Raw genomic sequence first — 18,046 nt, 5'->3', positions numbered from 1 at the left:
TCCGTACAACGGATCACTTCATGTGTGTTGCACTTTGGTACTGCTTATTCCCGATCAGTGGAATAAAAAGGTGCCTCTCAAAGTACTTGCAATGAATTGCTTTATAAAAGATTATCAACAGTTATGGAAGAGGAATTTGAAGCAATGAAGGTATTCCGGAATCATGACCAGATTCTGTTCACGATCGAAGAAGGCCTGAACCGCCGGATTATTTCCGATATGAAGATTCTGGAAGACCAGAGTATGGTTGTTTTGTCATGGTCAACAAACCTGGAATCGCTGATTTACGGACGGCTAACGAAAAAAGGTCTGGACCTGCGCAATTACCTGAAAGAGTACGAATGGGAATAAACCGGCAATTCGCATAATGTCATTGAACCAATAAAATGATCAGAAATAAATGAAAGCCATTGTTACAGAACAGCCCGGAGGTGTTGAAAACCTTCATCTTAAAAATATTGAAAATCCTGTCATCCAGGCAGAAGAAGTCCTTGTACAGGTAAAAGCCATCAGCATTAACCCCGTGGATGTGAAAAGCCGTGCAGGAAGAGGCATGTACGGACGCATTAAAGATCAAAGCCCGCTGATTCTCGGCTGGGACATTTCCGGCGTCGTAACAGAAACGAAAAGCGATGCGTTCAAAATGGGTGACGAAGTTTTTGGTATGGTCAATTTTCCCGGTCACGGAAAGGCGTATGCCGAGTTTCTGGCGGCGCCTGCATCACAGCTGGCCGTAAAGCCCGGCAATATTTCACATGAAGAGGCAGCTTCCGCAACACTGGCGGCACTGACCGCATGGCAGGCGCTGGTAAAAAAAGCAAAAGTGGAAGCTGGCCAGAAAGTGCTGATTCATGCAGCTGCCGGCGGCGTAGGGCATTTTGCAGTGCAGCTGGCCAAACACCTGGGTGTTCACGTAACAGGAACCTCATCAGCCGGGAACAAAGACTTTGTACTTGCGCTCGGCGCAGACGAACACATTGATTACCACGGTTACGACTGGCAGAAAAGTCCGCTTGAGTTCGACTTCGTATTCGATACGGTTGGTGGCGATAACATTGACAATTCCCTTGAAGTGACCAAACCCGGCGGAACTCTGATCAGCATTCCTACCGGCCTGAACGAATCGGTTACCGAAAAGGCCAAGGCAAAAGGCGTGAACGGATTTTTCTTTCTGGTACAGTCAGACGGCGATGATATGCAGCAAATTGCGGCATTACTGGAAAAAGGCATTCTGAAAGCGCATGTTTCAAAAACTTTCCCGTTTGCGGACATGGCGGCGGCACACCTGCAGGTCGAAAGCGGCAGAACGGTCGGCAAAGTGGTTGTTACTTTATAGCGGTTTTTTGAATTTCAGGGAGGAAGGGGGAAGGAAAAAAAGGAGGAAGAAAAATGATATTTTAAAGCAATTACTTACTCGTAAAACGGATGATTACAAATAAGTAATTGCTTTATGTTTGCTGCGGCAAATAGATAGTTTTCAGTAGGCTTGTTTCTGACTATTCCGTTTTCTCAAAGTTTAAACCGAATTGCCGATAGGTACGTAACCGGCTTTTATAAAAGATTGTCAATAATTACTCAGCAGCATGTTTCTGAAACCATGTTTATTGCTTGACTACTTTTCCGGTGTGAATGGTTGGTCCGTGCCTGAGCTGATAAATATAAAGTCCGGCGGGAAGTTTTCCTGCGTTGAATTCTATCCTGTATTTCCCGGCTGCCTGCAAGCCATTCACCAGTATGGCCTGCTGCTTTCCTTCGGGGGTAAAAACGGCTAGATTTACCTCTTCTGATTGTGCTAATTCGTAAGAAATGACAGTTTGATCTTGGAATGGATTCGGATATGCATGCAGGTAATCTTCCCCGGATTGTGACACGCCATGTTCCTGTGCATTCAATCTTGCCAAAGAATTGACCGTCACCAAATCGGCATTATCGGATAGGAAGTTCAGGCTCAGGAAATCGATATTCGGGCCGCTGGTGCCTGTTGCAGTCAGCCGGATTTTATGCGTTCCGGATTTCAGGAATACCCTTTGCCCGGAGTAAAAAGCCCAGCTATCCCAACTCGTCAGAGGTAAAAAAACAGAAGTACCTGCCGGAATGCCGTCCACAGTCAATGCAAGTGAACGCTCGTTTTTGAAATTTGCAAATTTATAGCCTACACTGTATGTTCCGGGCAGCGTAACCTGCGCAGTCCATTCAATATAATCGCTTTTGTTGTTGATAAAATCAGCAAATCCTTTTCCACTGAAACCCGGATGGCCACTGGACACAACAGCTCCCGAAAGTTTTGCATTTTCTGCTTCCAGTTTCATACTTGCGGGCAGTTCTACGGCAGCCACCAGGTAATTCATTTTGGAACCTTCTGCTGGAGCGGCCAGATTAGCCCCTAAAATAAACGGTCTTGGATAAACCTGCCAGAAATCAGCCTGCCTGCTGTAAATTTCCAGGTAATTCGAACCCGGATCATTGGTGCCGATTATGTCACCCGTTTTATGCCATTCCTGCAGCCAGGCCGGCAACTTGCCCGCCCTTGGATCGTAAGCGACATAAACCACCACCTGCTTTTTCATAAAAGTTGTAAGCCAGCTTGCCTCTGTCTGGCTTTTGTCTTCCATGGCTGTCTGGACAAATGACGCACCTTTCAGATAGCCGGGCAGCGAAGTAACCTGATAATCCCGGTCTGTATAAATCCGGGAACCCGCATTTAACTTTGAAACCGTGTACGAGCGGCCGCTTGGAACTGAAACCTGTGTGATGAGATTGTCTTCCACCGGCTTTTCCGGTGATGCAGGCTTTTCAGTTTCAGGCTTGCATGCTCCGATCCAGTCAACAAAAAAGTCTTTACCTGCAGTCTGCGTTGAAACCATCCAGCCGAAATGACCTAACTGTTTATACGTCAAATCAACGGTTTCCAGCACAGGTTCTTTCGAGTATCCCTGACCTTTGTCCATGTAAACCTGAATCAGGCCGCTTTTATAACGCGCAATTTTAAATTTGTACCATCTTGCATCTTCCAGTGCCGGATAAATGCTGAACTCGTCGAGCACACGCGGATGATAGATATTGTCGGTCGCGATACCAAGCGTAAGGTTTCCGCCGGAATCAGGGTAATAAGTGAGCACATACGCTTTTGATTCAGCAGCGTTCGCCTGTCCGAATATAATCCTGAACTCACGCCAGTAGCTGCCGGTAAGCCCTTTGGCAGACGTCTCGATTACATAGGACTCAGCAGCAAACTTGTTTGCAGTTACAAGCGAACCTATATCCGATGTATTGAAAGCGGCGCCGTTCCGGATGGTCCAGGCAGCGTCTGCTTTCCAGTTTGCACCCAGTGCGCTACGGCTGAAATCATCTCGAAAAGGCCATTCAGTCTGTGCAAAAGCGGTTGTCAAACCGGCAAAAAAAAGCAGGAACATGGCAATCATGTCATGCAGTAAAACTAATTTTAACGAGGTTAATTGTACATGTTTTTTCATATTAAATATTTATATATACATAATGTAAATATAAGAAGCATTAAAGAAATTCATGCTATCCTGCGGGTGGTATAATCGTAAAGAATCCTGACCGGTGAATTCCTGATTACACATAAAAAAGAGAAGCACTTTACGAATGCAGCGCGCTTCTCTTTTTTGATTCAGGGATTCAAAGGCTTTTCAGGCCATAAAAGTGAATGCCTTTCTGAGCAGTTCCAGACTTTTGGGTACGGATACGTCCGGATTTTCCTTTCCTTCCATTTCAAGAGAAACAAATCCCTTGTAATTCGCCTTCTGGAAAATTTTTCCAATCCGCGTATAATCCATTTCCTTGTCATAGAAAGTTCCGCCGCCATAGTATGTTTTGGCCTGCACGATAGTGGCATAAGGAGCCAGTTTTTCAAGGCCGGCGTACGGTTCACCTACAAAATTGCCCGTATCCACATTCAGTCCCATGGAAGGCGAGCTTTTAAGTGCGTTGTACATTCTCAGCAGATATTCTATGTTGGAAGAAAGGCCCCAGTGATTTTCCAGTGCGAGCACGACTCCTGCTTTTTCAGCATATTGCAGGCATTCGCCCATGCCATCGATCGTCCATTTGATGCCATCTTCGTCGGTATAACCTTCAATCGGCGGCTCGATGCCGTGTGTGTAATAATCAGTCTGTCTTTTGTTCTTGATCGTTCCCCATGATCCGGTATTCATCCGCACGCACGGAATGCCCATTTGCGAAGCCATGTTGATGCATTTGTACGTATGCTCAATGTCGGCCTTTCTTTTGGCCACATCGGGCTGCAGAAAGTTCTGGTGAATGGAAAGTAGCGGCAGCGCCAGTCCATTGTCAAAAGCCAGCCGTTTCAGTTTGTTCTGGTAACTGACTGATTCTTCGGCCATCTGGCGGTGCAGGATTTCAACTCCATCAAAACCGATTCGGGCTGCATTTTCAATTACTTTTTCAATCGGGTACTTTTCTCCGGTCAGCGGCCAGTATGAATAGGACGACACACTGATCGGCAGCCTTCTGATTACCTGGGACTTTGCTGTTTCGGGCTCTGCATTTGCCAGCGATCCTGTCAGTAAAGCTGATCCCAGCAAAGATGTTTTTTTAAGCCAGTTTCTTCTTGATTCCGAAGTTTCCGGAGCTGTAGAATTTTTCATGATAAAAGGTGAATGGTTAGCAATAGGGCTTTAATTTAGGTTTATAATCGGGGAAGTAAAACTTTTTGCCCGTATAAAGTGGGATTTTGGCTGTTTTTTGGCATTTGGCCTTTGGCTGTCAATCATAAGCTAAACGCAAAGATCCGATACATTAGCAGCCGAAAACGGTCAGCTAATGGCTAAAAGCTAACCGCTAACTGCCAACAATCATCACTTCCATTTTTAAATCCCGGCAAATAATCAGAAATTGCATGCCCAATTTTCCAAATGATGACAAATTCTGTTTTTTGCGGTATTGATTTCGGCACTTCCAATTCCAGTCTGGCCGTTGCAAACCATGACCATGTTTTCCTGATTCCGGTTGAAAACGATCATATTACAATTCCCAGCGCCATGTTTTTTGCAAGGAAAGACAATGAGGCGTTTTTTGGCCGCGAGGCAACCGAACGCTTTTTAACCCGGCAACCGGGCAGACTGATGCGAAGCCTGAAACGCGTGCTGGGAACGCCTGCCATGCGCCAGGGAACAATGGTGAACGGCGAACTGATGAAATTTGATCAGATTATTGCTGCATTTCTGGATCAGATGAAGCGCAAGGCGGAAGCGCACTGCGAAACAGAACTCAGGCATGTTGTGATGGGGCGGCCGGTTCATTTTGTCGATAACGATCCGGCAGCTGATCAGCGGGCAGAAGCCGAACTGAAAGCTGTGGCCATGAAGCTGGGTTTTGAGCATGTAGGATTTCAGTTTGAGCCGATTGCAGCGGCATTTGCACATGAGGCAAGGGTCATAGGCGAAAAACTGGCCATTGTTGTAGACCTCGGCGGCGGAACTTCGGACTTTACCATCATCCGCTTGTCCAGAGAAAATGCCCGCAAGCACGACAGAAGCAGCGATATACTGGCAAATACCGGCGTACGGCTTGGCGGAAATGATTTTGACAAAGACCTCAGCCTTGCCGAAATGATGCCGCAGCTTGGCTTCCGGTCTACTTACGGTGCCAAAAACCTTGAAGTGCCTTCTTACCACTATTTTGACCTTTCCGAATGGAGCAAAGTGAATTTTCTTTATACCAACCGGACGATTTTTCAGGCCAAGCAACTGCTCCGCGAAACGCATGATCCGGTACGTTACGGCAGGCTGATCAGCGTTCTTGAACAGGAAACGGGCCATGCCGTGCTGGCACAAACAGAAAAGATCAAGATCGGGCTGGCAAACAGCGAATATTACGGTGCCGCACTGGATTTCATTGATCAGGATCTGCGGGTTGAAGTTGCAAGGGAAGATTTCAATGCGGCAATCACTTTGAAAACGCAGCGCATTGTACAGGCGGCGGGAGAATGTCTGCAGGCTGCAGGTATAGCGCCGGAAGCAATCGGTCTGGTTATCATGACGGGCGGTTCCACCGAAATTCCGCTTATCCAGGAGCAGTTCCGGTTACTGTTCCCGTCGGCTGAATGGTCTGAGGAAAACAAACTTTCCAGCGTCGGACTTGGTCTTGCCTATGACGCCCGCAATCGTTATTCATAAGCTGTTGGCTGTTAGCTACTAGCTTTTAGCTTTTAGCTTTTAGTCAGAAATGGACAAGCAGCATAAAGTATTTATAAATGAAAATCAGTAACTTACATTTCACAACTACAAACTAACCGCTAACCGCTAACCGCTAACCGCTAACCGCCAACAGCCAACAGCTCATAGCCAACAGCTTCCAAACGACTTGTTCTACTTTCTGCCAGCAACCGGGAACTGCGAAATCCTGAGCTCGGTACAGCCATATGGAACGAGGATTATTTCCTCTTCCGGTCCCGGTGCAATGTGATCAATCATACTGAACGGAACCGGGCCGGTCATTTCATTATATATCTGCCAGGAAGGAATGCGTCTGGCCTTTGTTTTCATCCGAATGGGTGCATTTTCAAGATTCCATGGAAAGTCACTTACTTTTCCTGAATCTTCCACCTTGTAGCTTTCAGACAGTCTGCTTTCCTGCATTTCAAACACACCGTAATTCCATGGCGTAGTCGGCCGTACTTCGTAATAGGATGCCCCGTAACGCACGGAGTCCAATTCATTTGTGACTTTCTTCGTTTCTTCTCCGATTTTCAGGGCAAATGTAAGCGGTCCCCGTTCTACAGACATGGAATTTTCATACCACCTTTCGGTTGAAACATGCATCGGCAACAGCAATTCAAGGACGTCACCGGACGTCCAGCCACGTGCAATTTTGACGATCCGGTTTCCTTCAGCTTCCTGAAAATTCCTGCCGTTGATTCTGATCGTTGCTTTTTTGCACCATCCGGGGATACGCAAGTGAAAAGGAAAACTTGCAGACTTTCCATTTTCCATCTGCAGAGTGAATTTGATTGTTTCGCTGAACGGATAATTTGTTTCTTCTTTCACCTTTACCGGAGTTCCGTTCGCCACTACTGCCTGAACTTCGCTCGGAGAATAAACCAGTGCAGCAATTCCTTTATCCGCAGTTGCATACCACAGATTTTGTGTAAACTTGGGCCAACCCTGATGCATATTGGATGTGCAGCACGGATAACCGGTAAGCAAGCCGAAAGCCAAATCCGTACCGCCATGATTCTGATCAAAATTCCGGATGTGCCGCGTAGCCATAATCTGATTGGCCTGCTGAAAATACTGCCGCTCCATGTAATCGTCGGATGTTTGCGCCGGCAATGCATTGAAAGCTATTTTTTCCAGCTTGTCGGCATAGGCTACGTCCCCTGTAATTTCCAGCGTACTTTCCAGGCTGAACATCATTTCCACTGCACTGCACAGCTCCGAACCCTGCGTAGGATTATTTCCGTGCAATGCTTCGTCACCGCCATAAAGACCATGAGCCATGCCGTTGTACTTGCGAAGGTCGGCGTAGCCTTTCTGCAAGGCAGACAAATACTTTTGCTCCGGATGATGCTGATAATAAATGGCCGGCGTTTTCATGCCCTGCGCAAGATTCACACAGTGAATGCTTCCGGTCGTTGACAGCAGATCCGTGTTCAGGAAGGCATTATCGTAGTTAAAAGTCTGTTTGTAAAGCAAATCTGCCAGTTCCAGCAGGAATTTATCTCCGGTAATGTTATAAAGCCAGTACACGACCATCAGGTTATCTCCGCCACGGTATTTAGCCCAGAATGTCCAGTGGTCCAGTGGTTTGGAAGGCAGCTCCTGAAGCTGGTACCTGAAATAACCGGTCATCAGTTTGATAACTCTCGGATCATTGGTTGCAGAATAGTATTGCTTAAGGACCTTCAGCATGACCATTTTCGGCCACCAGTCGCGGCTGTTGTCCCTCTGGATTCCCGGCTCACCCGGATAATCCTGCGATGGCCCGAAATAACCGTCCGGAGTTTGAGATTTTATGGCCCATTCGACCCAGGGCTGCGCCTTTGCAATCAGTTCTTTGTCGTTCAGGATGTAGGCAAGCGGCAGCAGTCCGTCAATCCAGTAAGGGCCCCGCTCCCACTGATCACCGTCTCCTCCCAGCCAGCCGTTTCTTTCGTTCATCACAAGCGGATAAAGCTTGTCGAGGTGGCCGGTTGCACCGTTTTTCTGACGGACCAGCATTTCCTTCAGCCAGCCCTGAGGCTTGATGGCTCCCAATGGCAGCTCTATATACGGATTGGGTCTTAAAGGTGCGCGGTTTGCGCGGTAGCGTTCCGCAGGATCCGTTTGCCCGAAAGCCGTAAGAGCAGGAACAAGCAATGAAACAAGAAGAAAGCAATGAAAGTGCATCATTGCTCCGCCAATCCGGTATCTGTTTGACAGCATGGTTATGTCGATTTTTACAACCTGAAAAACCTCTTGCATTTTACTAAAAACTAAACCGGCAAGTAAATGACAAATGTTGCTCCCTGTCCTACCCGACCGGATGCACTGATCGCACCGCCATGATTGGAAACCACTTTCTCGCAAATAGCCAGTCCGATACCCGTACCGGCATACTCATTTTTTCCATGCAATCTCTGGAACACCTGAAAAATTCGGTTAGCATGCTTATCGTCAAAGCCAATCCCGTTGTCTGTAATTTCAATCCGGTGGTATTTGCCGGCCTGCCGCGCAGGTTTTAACGAAGTTGGCAACTCACTGAACATCACAATTTCGGAATAAACCTGAATGACAGGAAGTTGGTCAGGACGCCGGAATTTAAGGGCGTTGCTCAAAAGGTTCTGGAACAGTTGGCCAAATTGCAGGGCATTGCCCTGTACAACGGGCAATTTGCCTACTTGCAGCCGGGCTCCGGTTTCAGTAACGATCAATTCCAAATCCATGAGCACCGCAGCAACAATATCATTAAGATTAATTACTTTGGGGTCTTCACGGTAGGTGGAAATACTGGAAAAATCAAGCAGGTCACGGATCAGTGCAGACATGCGGCTGGCCGCTGCCTGCATACGCTGCAGATAGGCTGCCCCTTCTCCAATTTCGGCCATATACCGGCTTATGAGAATATCCCCGAACTGCTGGATTTTCCGGAGCGGTTCCTGCAGGTCATGGCTGGCCACATAAGCAAATTGCTGCAGGTTCTCATTGGATCGCAGCAGCCGCCGGTTGGCTTCTTCAAGTTCTTCATTTACGGCGAGGTACTCTTCATTATGGGCTGCCAGCTCTTCATTGAGTGATGCCAGTTCTTCATTCAGTGCTGCCAGCTCCCTTGTCCTTAGCTGTACCAGATGCTCGAGTTCCTCTTCACGCCGACGTTCGGCAGTAACATCCTGCGCCGTACCTGCAAGTTTATATGCCTGGCCCTGACTATCGTACAAAACTTTGCCCCGGGCATGAACAACGCGTTCCACTTCGGTAAGGTATGTGACGAGCCGGTACTCTGCATCGTATATTCCCGCGGAACCTGCTTCCAGAGCCTTGCCAATGGCTTGCTCCACGATTTCCCTGTCCTGCGGGTGGATAGGATTATAAACCTGTGAAAGAGCTACGGACGTCTGATCAAAACCGAACCAGGACTGGATCACTTCGGAGTAGTTCACAAGTCCCGTACGGAGGTCCAGTTCCCAGGAGCCCAGCTGCGCCAGTTCAATCGCGCCCCTTAAACCGGCTTCCGCTTCCTGAAGCTGCTGCTGGGAAACGACCAGATCTGTTACATCCGCGGCGGTGTTCATTACCCCGTACACTTTTCCGTCATGATCAAAAAGTGGTGTAAAGGTGTATTTAAAATAAAAAGGCTTTAGTTCACCTTCGATCATCAGTTCCACGCGCTGGTTATGTGCATAGTAAGCCTGTCCGGTACGGTAAACGGCGTCAAGCTGTTCATAGATGCCTTTGCCTGCCAGTTCGGGCAAAACCTCTGCATACCGTTTGCCGACAATGTCCGGCCCTTTGCCCCAAATATCAATAATAGACTGGTTTACAAGCCGGATCGTCATCTCCGGCCCTACATATACGCCAATCGGGAAAGGGGCGCTTTCCACCAGACTGCGCAGGCGGGCCTCACTTCTCTGCAGTTTCCGGCTGTCCAGCACCTGCCGGGTTACATCATGACAGGTTATGGTCACTCCGGTAATTTGTCCCACTTGTCCTGTAAAAGGCTGGAACACCAGATCCAGAAACTTTTCCAGACCCGCCTCTGCGTTAAAAACGGAACAAGGCTGAGCATAAAGATACTGTGTCTGACCTGTTGAAAACACTCGGTCGGCCAGCTCCGGCAAACTACTGTGAACCGCAGGAAAAACAGCAGACAGGTTTTGACCCCGAAGCTCATCGGCTTGCAAGCCGACAAGCCGCGCAAAAGTTTCATTCACGATCATGACCTTCTTTTCAGGCATACTCAATACCAAAATACCTGAAAGCGCATCGCCGATCAGGTTCTGAAAGCATTTCTGCAAAGGATCAACCTGATCCGTACTGCTTTCAGCGTTTTCAGATTTGGAGCAAGTCACCAGAACGCCTTTTATGATATCCGCATCGTCAGCGAGCGGACTGAAGGTGTAAGTACGGTTTACAGTCGGGTTTTGGTCAGATATCTGCTGAGTTTCCTGAAAGCTGGCTGCTTCGCCTCCGGCCATAACGGATTGTATGAGCGGTTTGAATTCCGGCCTGTATTCGGCCCAGCTTTCCTGCCCATGCTTTCCCAAAAAGGAAGGGTGCTGCTCAGCGCTGACCAGAACCGGCCTGAATGCGTCGTTGTAAAAGGTGATCAGTTCGTCACCCCACAAAACAGCCATCGGAAGCGGGCTTGACAACATCATCCGGATCAGTGTGCGTAGGCTCCGGGGCCATTCACCGGGGGTGCCGACAGATAAAGCTGACCAGTTATAATTTCGGGTAAGTTCTCCCATCTGGCCTCCGCCAGCTAAAAACGGGTACAATCTGGTATGAGACAAATCTGATAAAAGATTACTTGGTTAATAAGTGGCAAGTTAAGCAATCTAATGCAAGTCTGCAGAAATTGGCTACAAGGCTTTTACACGAATTGCGGTAAAAAAGGAAATACCATTTTTACCGCACCTTGCATACCGTTACTGAGGCATTCGGGCATCAAACGTAAAGATGAATTTAGCCATTGAGGATGAAAGGCAGTGAAGCATTCCTGTATTTACTTGCTTTCAGTTGTTCTTTCATATTTTTAAACGTTTCCAGAGGTCCCTGTGCAGCAAACAAATTAACAGCCCAGGCCGGAATAGCTCCGCCCGGATCTACATGCAGGGTATACACCAGTTTTATTTGTCCGCCGTTCACCGGCGTGATCACCCACATGCCTTTGGAACTCATCACCCGCACAACACCCTCTTTGTTCTGGACCATACCGGCAACAACCGGTCCGTCAACCGTGACTACCCTGGATACTTTGTCCTGCGATACCATGAGGTGTGCTACAAAATCCCGGTTTTCCAGCGGCCACGGCAAACTGACCTCGGAGTAATAATATAATTCAGACGGCGAAACCGTCCGCAGCAATTTGCACGATCTGGTTTTGTAAACCCATTCCGTGGCCGCTTCCACGTCCAGCAACAGTGCCACGAGCTCTGATGCCTTTGCCTTGAGTACGCATTCCACTTTAAGGGCTTTGATTTTCGATCCGGGCATGTACCGTGAGAAAACCTTTATCTCATCTTCTTCGGTAACCTTTTTCCAGTTGTCCTCAGCAAGCAGCGGAACAAAGAAAAAACAGCAAAACAAGGTATGAACAATGGTCTTTAACATACCCGCAGCCATCCAGAATATCCATTGAAACTACCAATCATCCTTCCTTCTGTTTATGATTGAAAATATTGTCATCGCTCCACTTCACGAATTTAATCGATTTTATCCATGCAACCGGTTTATTTCCGCTTCCGCAGCGCTTTTTTACCATGCACAAAAGAACGGCCGGCCCAGTACGAACGCTGTTTGCATGAAACTCGAAAATCTTTTCATAGCTGTGAATCAGCAAAATACTGTGGCATTCATTTCATTTTCCCAAGTTTGGTTTGTAACTTTATTTAGTAAATTTTATCCATTTCTTATGCTTGCAAAAAGAACCCCTGCGCTGATTTTTGTATGCGTAATCACGCTGTCGTACTACGGCTTTATACGGTGGAAGCACAAGTATGACCGGCCGTGGGCCTATGCTACGGATCATGCTGCTCCGTTGCTGGTGGGCAAGTGGCAGGGTCGGTTTAATGACCCGGATGGTATCAGCAAGCAGATTGATCTGGATATCACAGAACCGGAAGTTGATGACGACATCCTCAATCAAAGCAAAAGCAGAGGAAGGCGCGGAAACAGATCATTGAACTTTACCGGATCAGCCGTAATCACCAGCAGGCTCGGGACAGAAAAGAACCGGCTGGAAGGAAAGCTGGCTACTCCGGAAGGACATGAAATTGCCGGATTAAACTTTATTCCGGTGAATGAGAAAGAGCAGATCCGGGAGTCATTTAATGTAGCCGACACGGAGCCGGACGGATTATGGCAGGGCGACAGCATTCAGCTGAAACTGGTATTCAACTATATAACAAAAACCGGCTCCGCTTTCTCGAGTTCGGGAGACGCCCGGTTTCATAAGCACGCGCCCGTTACCTTGTACAGAAAAAATCCCTGACCGTATCCGATTACCGTATTTTACAAATAAACAATTACCTCGGCTTACGGTTTTCCACACACTGGTTTTTACAGGATAACGGACGTTTCCTGCCCTCCGGAACATCGCTCCCTCCTATTCTTGCCGCTTGCTAAAAACCGGTTTCACCATGCCGGCAAAAAGAATGAACTTATTCATTCGAAGCGCTTTACAATGAAGTAACTTTTAACCATCCAGACTCACATGCTTATGAAAAAACTACTATCGTTTTGGGTCATTTGTCTGATCAGTATACAATCTCTGCTGGCGCAGCAGGGTTCTCTGGTAAAAGACATCAACGTAACGGGATCTGCAAGCGGGTTCCGGATTTACGAATCAATCGTGGTTGGTGATCTGATCTACATGATTGCCGATGACAGCTTTCAGAACAAAGGATTGTGGAAAAGTGACGGTACGGCCGAGGGTACAGTACTTGTAAAGGGAATAGAAGGAATGAACCCTGCCAATCTGATCAGTGCCGGCAACATGATCTATTTTGTTGTTTCTAATTCCGTCGGGGCCGCCTATTTATGGAAAAGCGATGGTACTCCGGAAGGCACCGCCTCTTTGCAGCAAGTAGACAGTGATGTTGTGAATGTACAAACGGGCACCAGGCTTCTTGTCAGTGTAAATGGTACGCTTTACTTTTTTGGTCAGGGCGGATTGATGAAAACGGACGGAACGGCTGCCGGGACTGTACTGCTGAAACCGCTCGACCGATGGGAACAAGCCAGGATTACAGACATGGCCAATGTGAATGGCAAATTATTCCTGATCATATACGAGAATGAGGTCCGCCGTCTTTATAAATCGGATGGCACTGCAGCCGGAACAGTTCCCGTGCAAACCAATACCGATTTACAGATTTTTGAACCCTTGGCAGCCGTAGGCAGTACTGTCTATTTCAGAGGGTCGGCTGGTGAGAGCAGAGGATTATACAAGGCCAGCAATACGGGTCCGGTGACTGAGGTTAAAGGATTTCAATTCTTTCTGTCCAACTTCACGGATGCAGGGAACATCCTTTATTTTACGCATGACCAAAGGGAACTCTGGAAATCGGACGGAACAGCTGCCGGAACGGTACTCGTCAAAAACATCAATACCGGTGCACCTTCTGATCCTTCCATGTTTACTGCCGTGAACGGGCAGCTTTATTTTGTAATCAATGACAGTACTTACGGCCGCGAACTCTGGAAAAGCGAAGGTACGGCTTCCACGACCGCAATAGTCAAAGACATCCGGCCGGGCGTGACAGGCGCCGGGATCAGGGAACTTACCGCAGTAGGCAGCAAGGTTGCCTTTGTAGCCAATGACGGTTCCGGTGAAAAGCTGTGGCAGAGCGACGGAACGGCAAGTGGTACCAAGGTACTGGCCGACATGCCTGCTTCCAGGCTTCTTGCTGTTCAGGGCACTTTGTACTTCAACGGCAATGCAGGCAGTGGCCTGGAACTTTTCAAAAGCACGATGGTCACAGGCGGCACCAGCCAGGTCACCGACATTGCCAAACCGGAATCCATACCGCTCGGTTTTACTGAGATCAACGGAATATCCTACTTCGCTGCGGATGACGGCATTCATGGCCGCGAGCTATGGAAAACGGATGGCACTGCGGCCGGTACGGTACTGGTCAGCGATGTAACCAGTGGAAAAAGCAGCTCCAATCCCGAACTGATCACCAACGTTAACGGAACGGCTTTCTTTACAGCCGGAAGCGGCTCACAGGTGCATAGTTTGTGGAAAAGCAATGGAACGGCTGCCACAACCGTCAGGGTCAAGGATTTTACCAAGGCGGACATCCTGAAAGGGCTGATCAATGTGAACGGTACGCTGTACTTTGGCGTGCTCAACAGCAGCGGCCTGCAGCTATGGAAAAGCAACGGCACCACAGCCGGAACACAGCTGATCAAAACAATTCCGCAGACAACCGATTTTATGCCGGTTATGATGAACGGCCAGATTTTCTTCGGCGCATACGACGGCATCAACAGTGTAGAACTCTGGAAAAGCAATGGTACAACGGCAGGTACCACGCTGGTCAAGGATGTAGCGCCCAACAGCGGACAAAGTATCTACACTTCCATTGCCGTGGCCGGTAATTATGTTTACTACATTTCACTAGCTTATACCAACGGACCAAAAATCATCCTGGTAAAAAGTGACGGTACCGCCGCAGGAACGACAGTGGTCAGGAACATTAAAGAGCATCTCACTTCCCGACTTACTGTGGTGAACAATCTGGTTTATTTTATTGAATTCAACGGCAGTGCCTTTGATGATTACCCGGGTGAGGAATTATGGCGGACAGACGGCACCGAACAAGGCACCTTCCTGTTGACAACGATGCGAACGTACGACTATGAAAATCTTCTGACACACAACATGACGGCTGTGAACGGCATCTTCTACTTTGTACCTCATGAAGAAGAACAACTCTGGAAAAGTGACGGCACTGTGGAAGGTACCCAGCCGGTCAGAACCATCGGCTCCATGGAAAACGGCGCATCCATCCGCTACACGGCAGGCGTAGGAAACACCTTGTACTTCACGACCTCGGACGGGGTCAACGGCCTTGAACTCTGGAAAACGCAGGGCACAGCCGAATCCACCAGCCTGGCCTACGACATGACCCCGAACGGCTCCACGATATTCTACGAGCTGGCAGCCCTGAATAACCAGCTTCTGATTTCGGCCGACAACGGCATGTACGGTGCGGAGCTGTTCAAATACCAGGATGCGACGGTTCAGGCCGCAGTCCGCATCAATGCAGGCGGACAGGCCTATGCTGCTTCCGGCTCGCGGCAGTTTGCTGCCGATGCGTATTCCGTCGGAACAACCCGCGTCTCCCTTGCAGCCAGCGGCGATATTCTCAATACCACGGATGACCAGCTCTACAAAGAGCAGCGGCTCGGGCAGGCGTTCAGCTATCAAATCCCCGGGGTAAACGGAACGGTGAACGTGGTGCTGCATTTTGCCGAAATTTACTGGGGCGTACCGGCACGCACCAGCTCGCCCGGCGCAGGAAAGCGCCGCTTCAACGTAGATATCGAAGGAAGCAGAAAGCTGACCAATTATGACATTTTCACGGCAGCCGGCGGTGCCATGCGCGCTAAGACAGAAACATTCACCGTCCAAGTAACGGACGGCACACTCAGCATCAATTTCCTGAGCGGCGCAGCCGACCAGCCCATCATTGCTGCCATTGAAGTAGTGCCGGCCCGGCAGGTGACACTTGGCCCGGTTGCCGATGCTTACGTGCGCAATACGCCTTATGAAGCAGCCAACTTCGGCAAAGAAACGGTCCTGGACGTAAAAACAGGCAGTCTGCCCAGCTACCAGCGCCATGCATTCCTGAAATTCTCGCTGGCCAGTGTCAGCCAGGTCCATTCGGCAAAGCTCAGGATTTATGGTTCCAATGTGCAAAACAGCACTGCGGGCAGCATCTCGGCTTATGGTGTCAGCAACGATGACTGGACGGAAACGGGCGTCAACTGGTCGAATGCGCCGGCAGGCTCGGGTGCTGCATTGGGAACCGTGAATGTAAACGCTACGGCCAAGTACTACGAAATAGACGTTACTTCCTTTGTACAATCCCAGCTGGCAACAGACAAAACAGTAAGTCTGATGCTGACCAACCCGGCAAACCAGAACCTGCAGTTCTCTTTCAACAGCCGGGAAAATACGGCCAACAAACCCCAGCTTCTGATCCGGCTGACAAGCCCGACTGCAAGAACAGGCAGTGAGGACGCGCTTGTAACTGCCGCATCACCACAAGCAGCATCGGGCATTTACCCGAACCCGGCAGCAAAACGGTTCACAGTCAGCATATCGGAAAACCACAAAGGAAATGTAAGTCTTCAGCTGATCAGTCTGGCCGGAAACAGCTTCCCGGTCATTACACCGGAACCGGTCCGGCCGGCTTCAAAAATCGAAGTTGATATTTCTGCCATGTCCGTAGCAAACGGCATGTACATCATGCAGATCCAGTCGGAAGCAATGACCGAAACCGTCAAGGTGTTTGTAAAAGAGTAAAAAGCCGGTAATCAATGCGGTATATGGCAGCGGAGCACGAATGCTCCGCTGCCATATTTTTCACAAACACCTTTTTTTGCTGACTTACAAATACCGTGAAATGCATTTCACAAGTAAAACTTCTCACTTTTCACAAAAGACTTCTTACAAAAACCAATTTTTCCGAACAACCATACAACCTTTTCCGCTTCTTGCTGCCTCTTTCATACAGATTAACCAAAAGATTGAATATGACATCTGAGGCAGAACTCATTTCCGGATGCCTTTTACATGACCGGACTGCCCAGCGGCAGTTGTACGACCGGTACAAAAATGCGATGTATACGCTAGCATATCGCATTACAGGCGATTTTGATGATGCCAACGATGTACTTCAGGATTCTTTTATGGACGTTTTCCGGCATCTGGACCAGTTTCGCGGAGAAGCTACGCTGGGCGCTTGGATCAAACAGATCGTGATCAGAAAATCGACTAAAAAGAAAAAAGTGGTGCTTTGGCAGAACCTGGACGAATACACCGGCGAAAGCATTGACTGGAATGAAATCGAAATCAATACGGCGCACCTGGAATCGGCAGTACTTTCCCTTCCAGATGGTTTCAGGACTATTTTCGTGCTGGCGGAAGTGGAAGGTTACACGCACCGGGAAATTGCAGTGATGCTGAATATTTCGGAAGGAACATCCAAATCCCAATTGTTCCATGCCAAAAGAAAGCTGCGCAGAATGCTTTCACCAAAATGAATAACCACTATGGAAAAGAATAACCACTTGTTAAAAAATGCACTGGCAAAGCTTCCGGATTATACTCCCGATGAAAGTTGCTGGGATTCGCTGAGCCGTAATCTGGATGAACTCCCTTTGAAAGCGGCACTGAAAAAGCTTCCGGAATATGAACCCGACGAAATGCTGTGGGGAATGATCGCCAGCAAACCGGCGGTAAAAAAGAATTCGAAAATCCGGCAATACGCCGCAGCAGTCATTTTGATTGCCGGAATAACAGGGATCTGGCTGCTGGGAAAAAACAACGAAAAACAGATTGCATTTTCACAGGAAAAGCAGGACAAACGCCTGCAAACCACTGCCGAGCAAATCACCGATCAGCAATATCAGAAGCTCAAAGCCTATTGTGAAACGGAAACGCTGATCTGTACCAGCAGGGATTACCGGCAACTGCAGCATGAATATGAAAAGCTGGCCGGAGCCGCGGCGGAACTGCAGGAAGCCATTGGTGCATACAATACCGAACCGGAACTGATCCGCCAGTTTGCAACCATCGAACAGCAAAAGGCCGAAGTGTTAAACGAAATGGCCAAAATGATCTAAAT

At 48.5% G+C, this 18,046-nt stretch carries 12 protein-coding genes; 7 read left to right on the top strand and 5 right to left on the bottom strand.

Annotation, left to right across the window (positions count from 1 at the left end):
• Positions 1–123: 123 nt before the first annotated feature.
• Positions 124–351 (top strand): hypothetical protein, encoded by a 228-nt coding sequence (locus FEM55_RS16115; protein WP_138282370.1) that lies wholly within the window; start codon positions 124–126, stop codon positions 349–351.
• Between the two features lie 49 nt (positions 352–400).
• Positions 401–1,336 carry an NADP-dependent oxidoreductase gene (locus FEM55_RS16110; protein WP_138282369.1) on the top strand — a complete coding sequence of 312 codons (936 nt, stop codon included), beginning with the start codon at positions 401–403 and terminating at the stop codon, positions 1,334–1,336.
• Positions 1,337–1,601: 265 nt separating this feature from the next.
• Here FEM55_RS16110 and FEM55_RS16105 read toward each other — a convergent pair whose 3' ends face one another.
• Together FEM55_RS16105 and FEM55_RS16100 are read right to left on the bottom strand one after the other, a co-directional pair.
• Complete coding sequence (locus FEM55_RS16105; protein WP_138282368.1) at positions 1,602–3,473, bottom strand: T9SS type A sorting domain-containing protein; 1,872 nt, start codon at positions 3,471–3,473, stop codon at positions 1,602–1,604.
• A 180-nt stretch (positions 3,474–3,653) separates the two neighbouring features.
• On the bottom strand, positions 3,654–4,631 hold the full coding sequence (locus tag FEM55_RS16100) for a sugar phosphate isomerase/epimerase family protein (protein WP_138282367.1): 978 nt from the start codon (positions 4,629–4,631) through the stop codon (positions 3,654–3,656).
• 270 nt (positions 4,632–4,901) lie between these two features.
• Here FEM55_RS16100 and FEM55_RS16095 point away from each other — a divergent pair, with 270 nt between their 5' ends.
• Positions 4,902–6,161, top strand: coding sequence for an Hsp70 family protein (locus tag FEM55_RS16095; protein ID WP_138282602.1), 1,260 nt, complete (start codon positions 4,902–4,904; stop codon positions 6,159–6,161).
• Positions 6,162–6,353: 192 nt separating this feature from the next.
• On the opposite strand, the gene FEM55_RS16090 is transcribed toward FEM55_RS16095, so the two are convergent.
• The 3 genes from FEM55_RS16090 to FEM55_RS16080 all read right to left on the bottom strand — a co-directional run bounded on the left by FEM55_RS16090 (position 6,354) and on the right by FEM55_RS16080 (position 11,795).
• Positions 6,354–8,408 (bottom strand): beta-L-arabinofuranosidase domain-containing protein, encoded by a 2,055-nt coding sequence (locus tag FEM55_RS16090; protein WP_229209289.1) that lies wholly within the window; start codon positions 8,406–8,408, stop codon positions 6,354–6,356.
• A 50-nt stretch (positions 8,409–8,458) separates the two neighbouring features.
• Positions 8,459–10,975, bottom strand: a complete 2,517-nt coding sequence (locus FEM55_RS16085) for a PAS domain-containing sensor histidine kinase (protein ID WP_138282366.1) — start codon at positions 10,973–10,975, stop codon at positions 8,459–8,461.
• Positions 10,976–11,147: 172 nt separating this feature from the next.
• Positions 11,148–11,795: an START domain-containing protein gene (locus FEM55_RS16080; RefSeq protein ID WP_138282365.1), complete on the bottom strand. Its 648-nt coding sequence runs from the start codon at positions 11,793–11,795 to the stop codon at positions 11,148–11,150.
• Between the two features lie 301 nt (positions 11,796–12,096).
• On the opposite strand from FEM55_RS16080, the gene FEM55_RS16075 reads away from it, so the two are divergent.
• The 4 genes from FEM55_RS16075 to FEM55_RS16060 all read left to right on the top strand — a co-directional run bounded on the left by FEM55_RS16075 (position 12,097) and on the right by FEM55_RS16060 (position 18,044).
• Positions 12,097–12,675 carry a hypothetical protein gene (locus tag FEM55_RS16075; protein WP_138282364.1) on the top strand — a complete coding sequence of 193 codons (579 nt, stop codon included), beginning with the start codon at positions 12,097–12,099 and terminating at the stop codon, positions 12,673–12,675.
• 228 nt (positions 12,676–12,903) lie between these two features.
• Positions 12,904–16,722, top strand: a complete 3,819-nt coding sequence (locus FEM55_RS16070; RefSeq protein WP_171036580.1) for an ELWxxDGT repeat protein — start codon at positions 12,904–12,906, stop codon at positions 16,720–16,722.
• Between the two features lie 230 nt (positions 16,723–16,952).
• Positions 16,953–17,462 (top strand): RNA polymerase sigma factor, encoded by a 510-nt coding sequence (locus FEM55_RS16065; RefSeq protein ID WP_138282362.1) that lies wholly within the window; start codon positions 16,953–16,955, stop codon positions 17,460–17,462.
• Between the two features lie 9 nt (positions 17,463–17,471).
• Positions 17,472–18,044 carry a hypothetical protein gene (locus FEM55_RS16060; protein ID WP_138282361.1) on the top strand — a complete coding sequence of 191 codons (573 nt, stop codon included), beginning with the start codon at positions 17,472–17,474 and terminating at the stop codon, positions 18,042–18,044.
• Positions 18,045–18,046 lie beyond the last annotated feature (2 nt).

Origin of the sequence: Dyadobacter sediminis (assembly GCF_005860765.1) — a bacterium.
GTDB lineage: Bacteria > Bacteroidota > Bacteroidia > Cytophagales > Spirosomataceae > Dyadobacter > Dyadobacter sediminis.
Note: the sequence above shows the minus strand (reverse complement) of the source record. Positions and strands in the feature narration are given on the sequence as shown.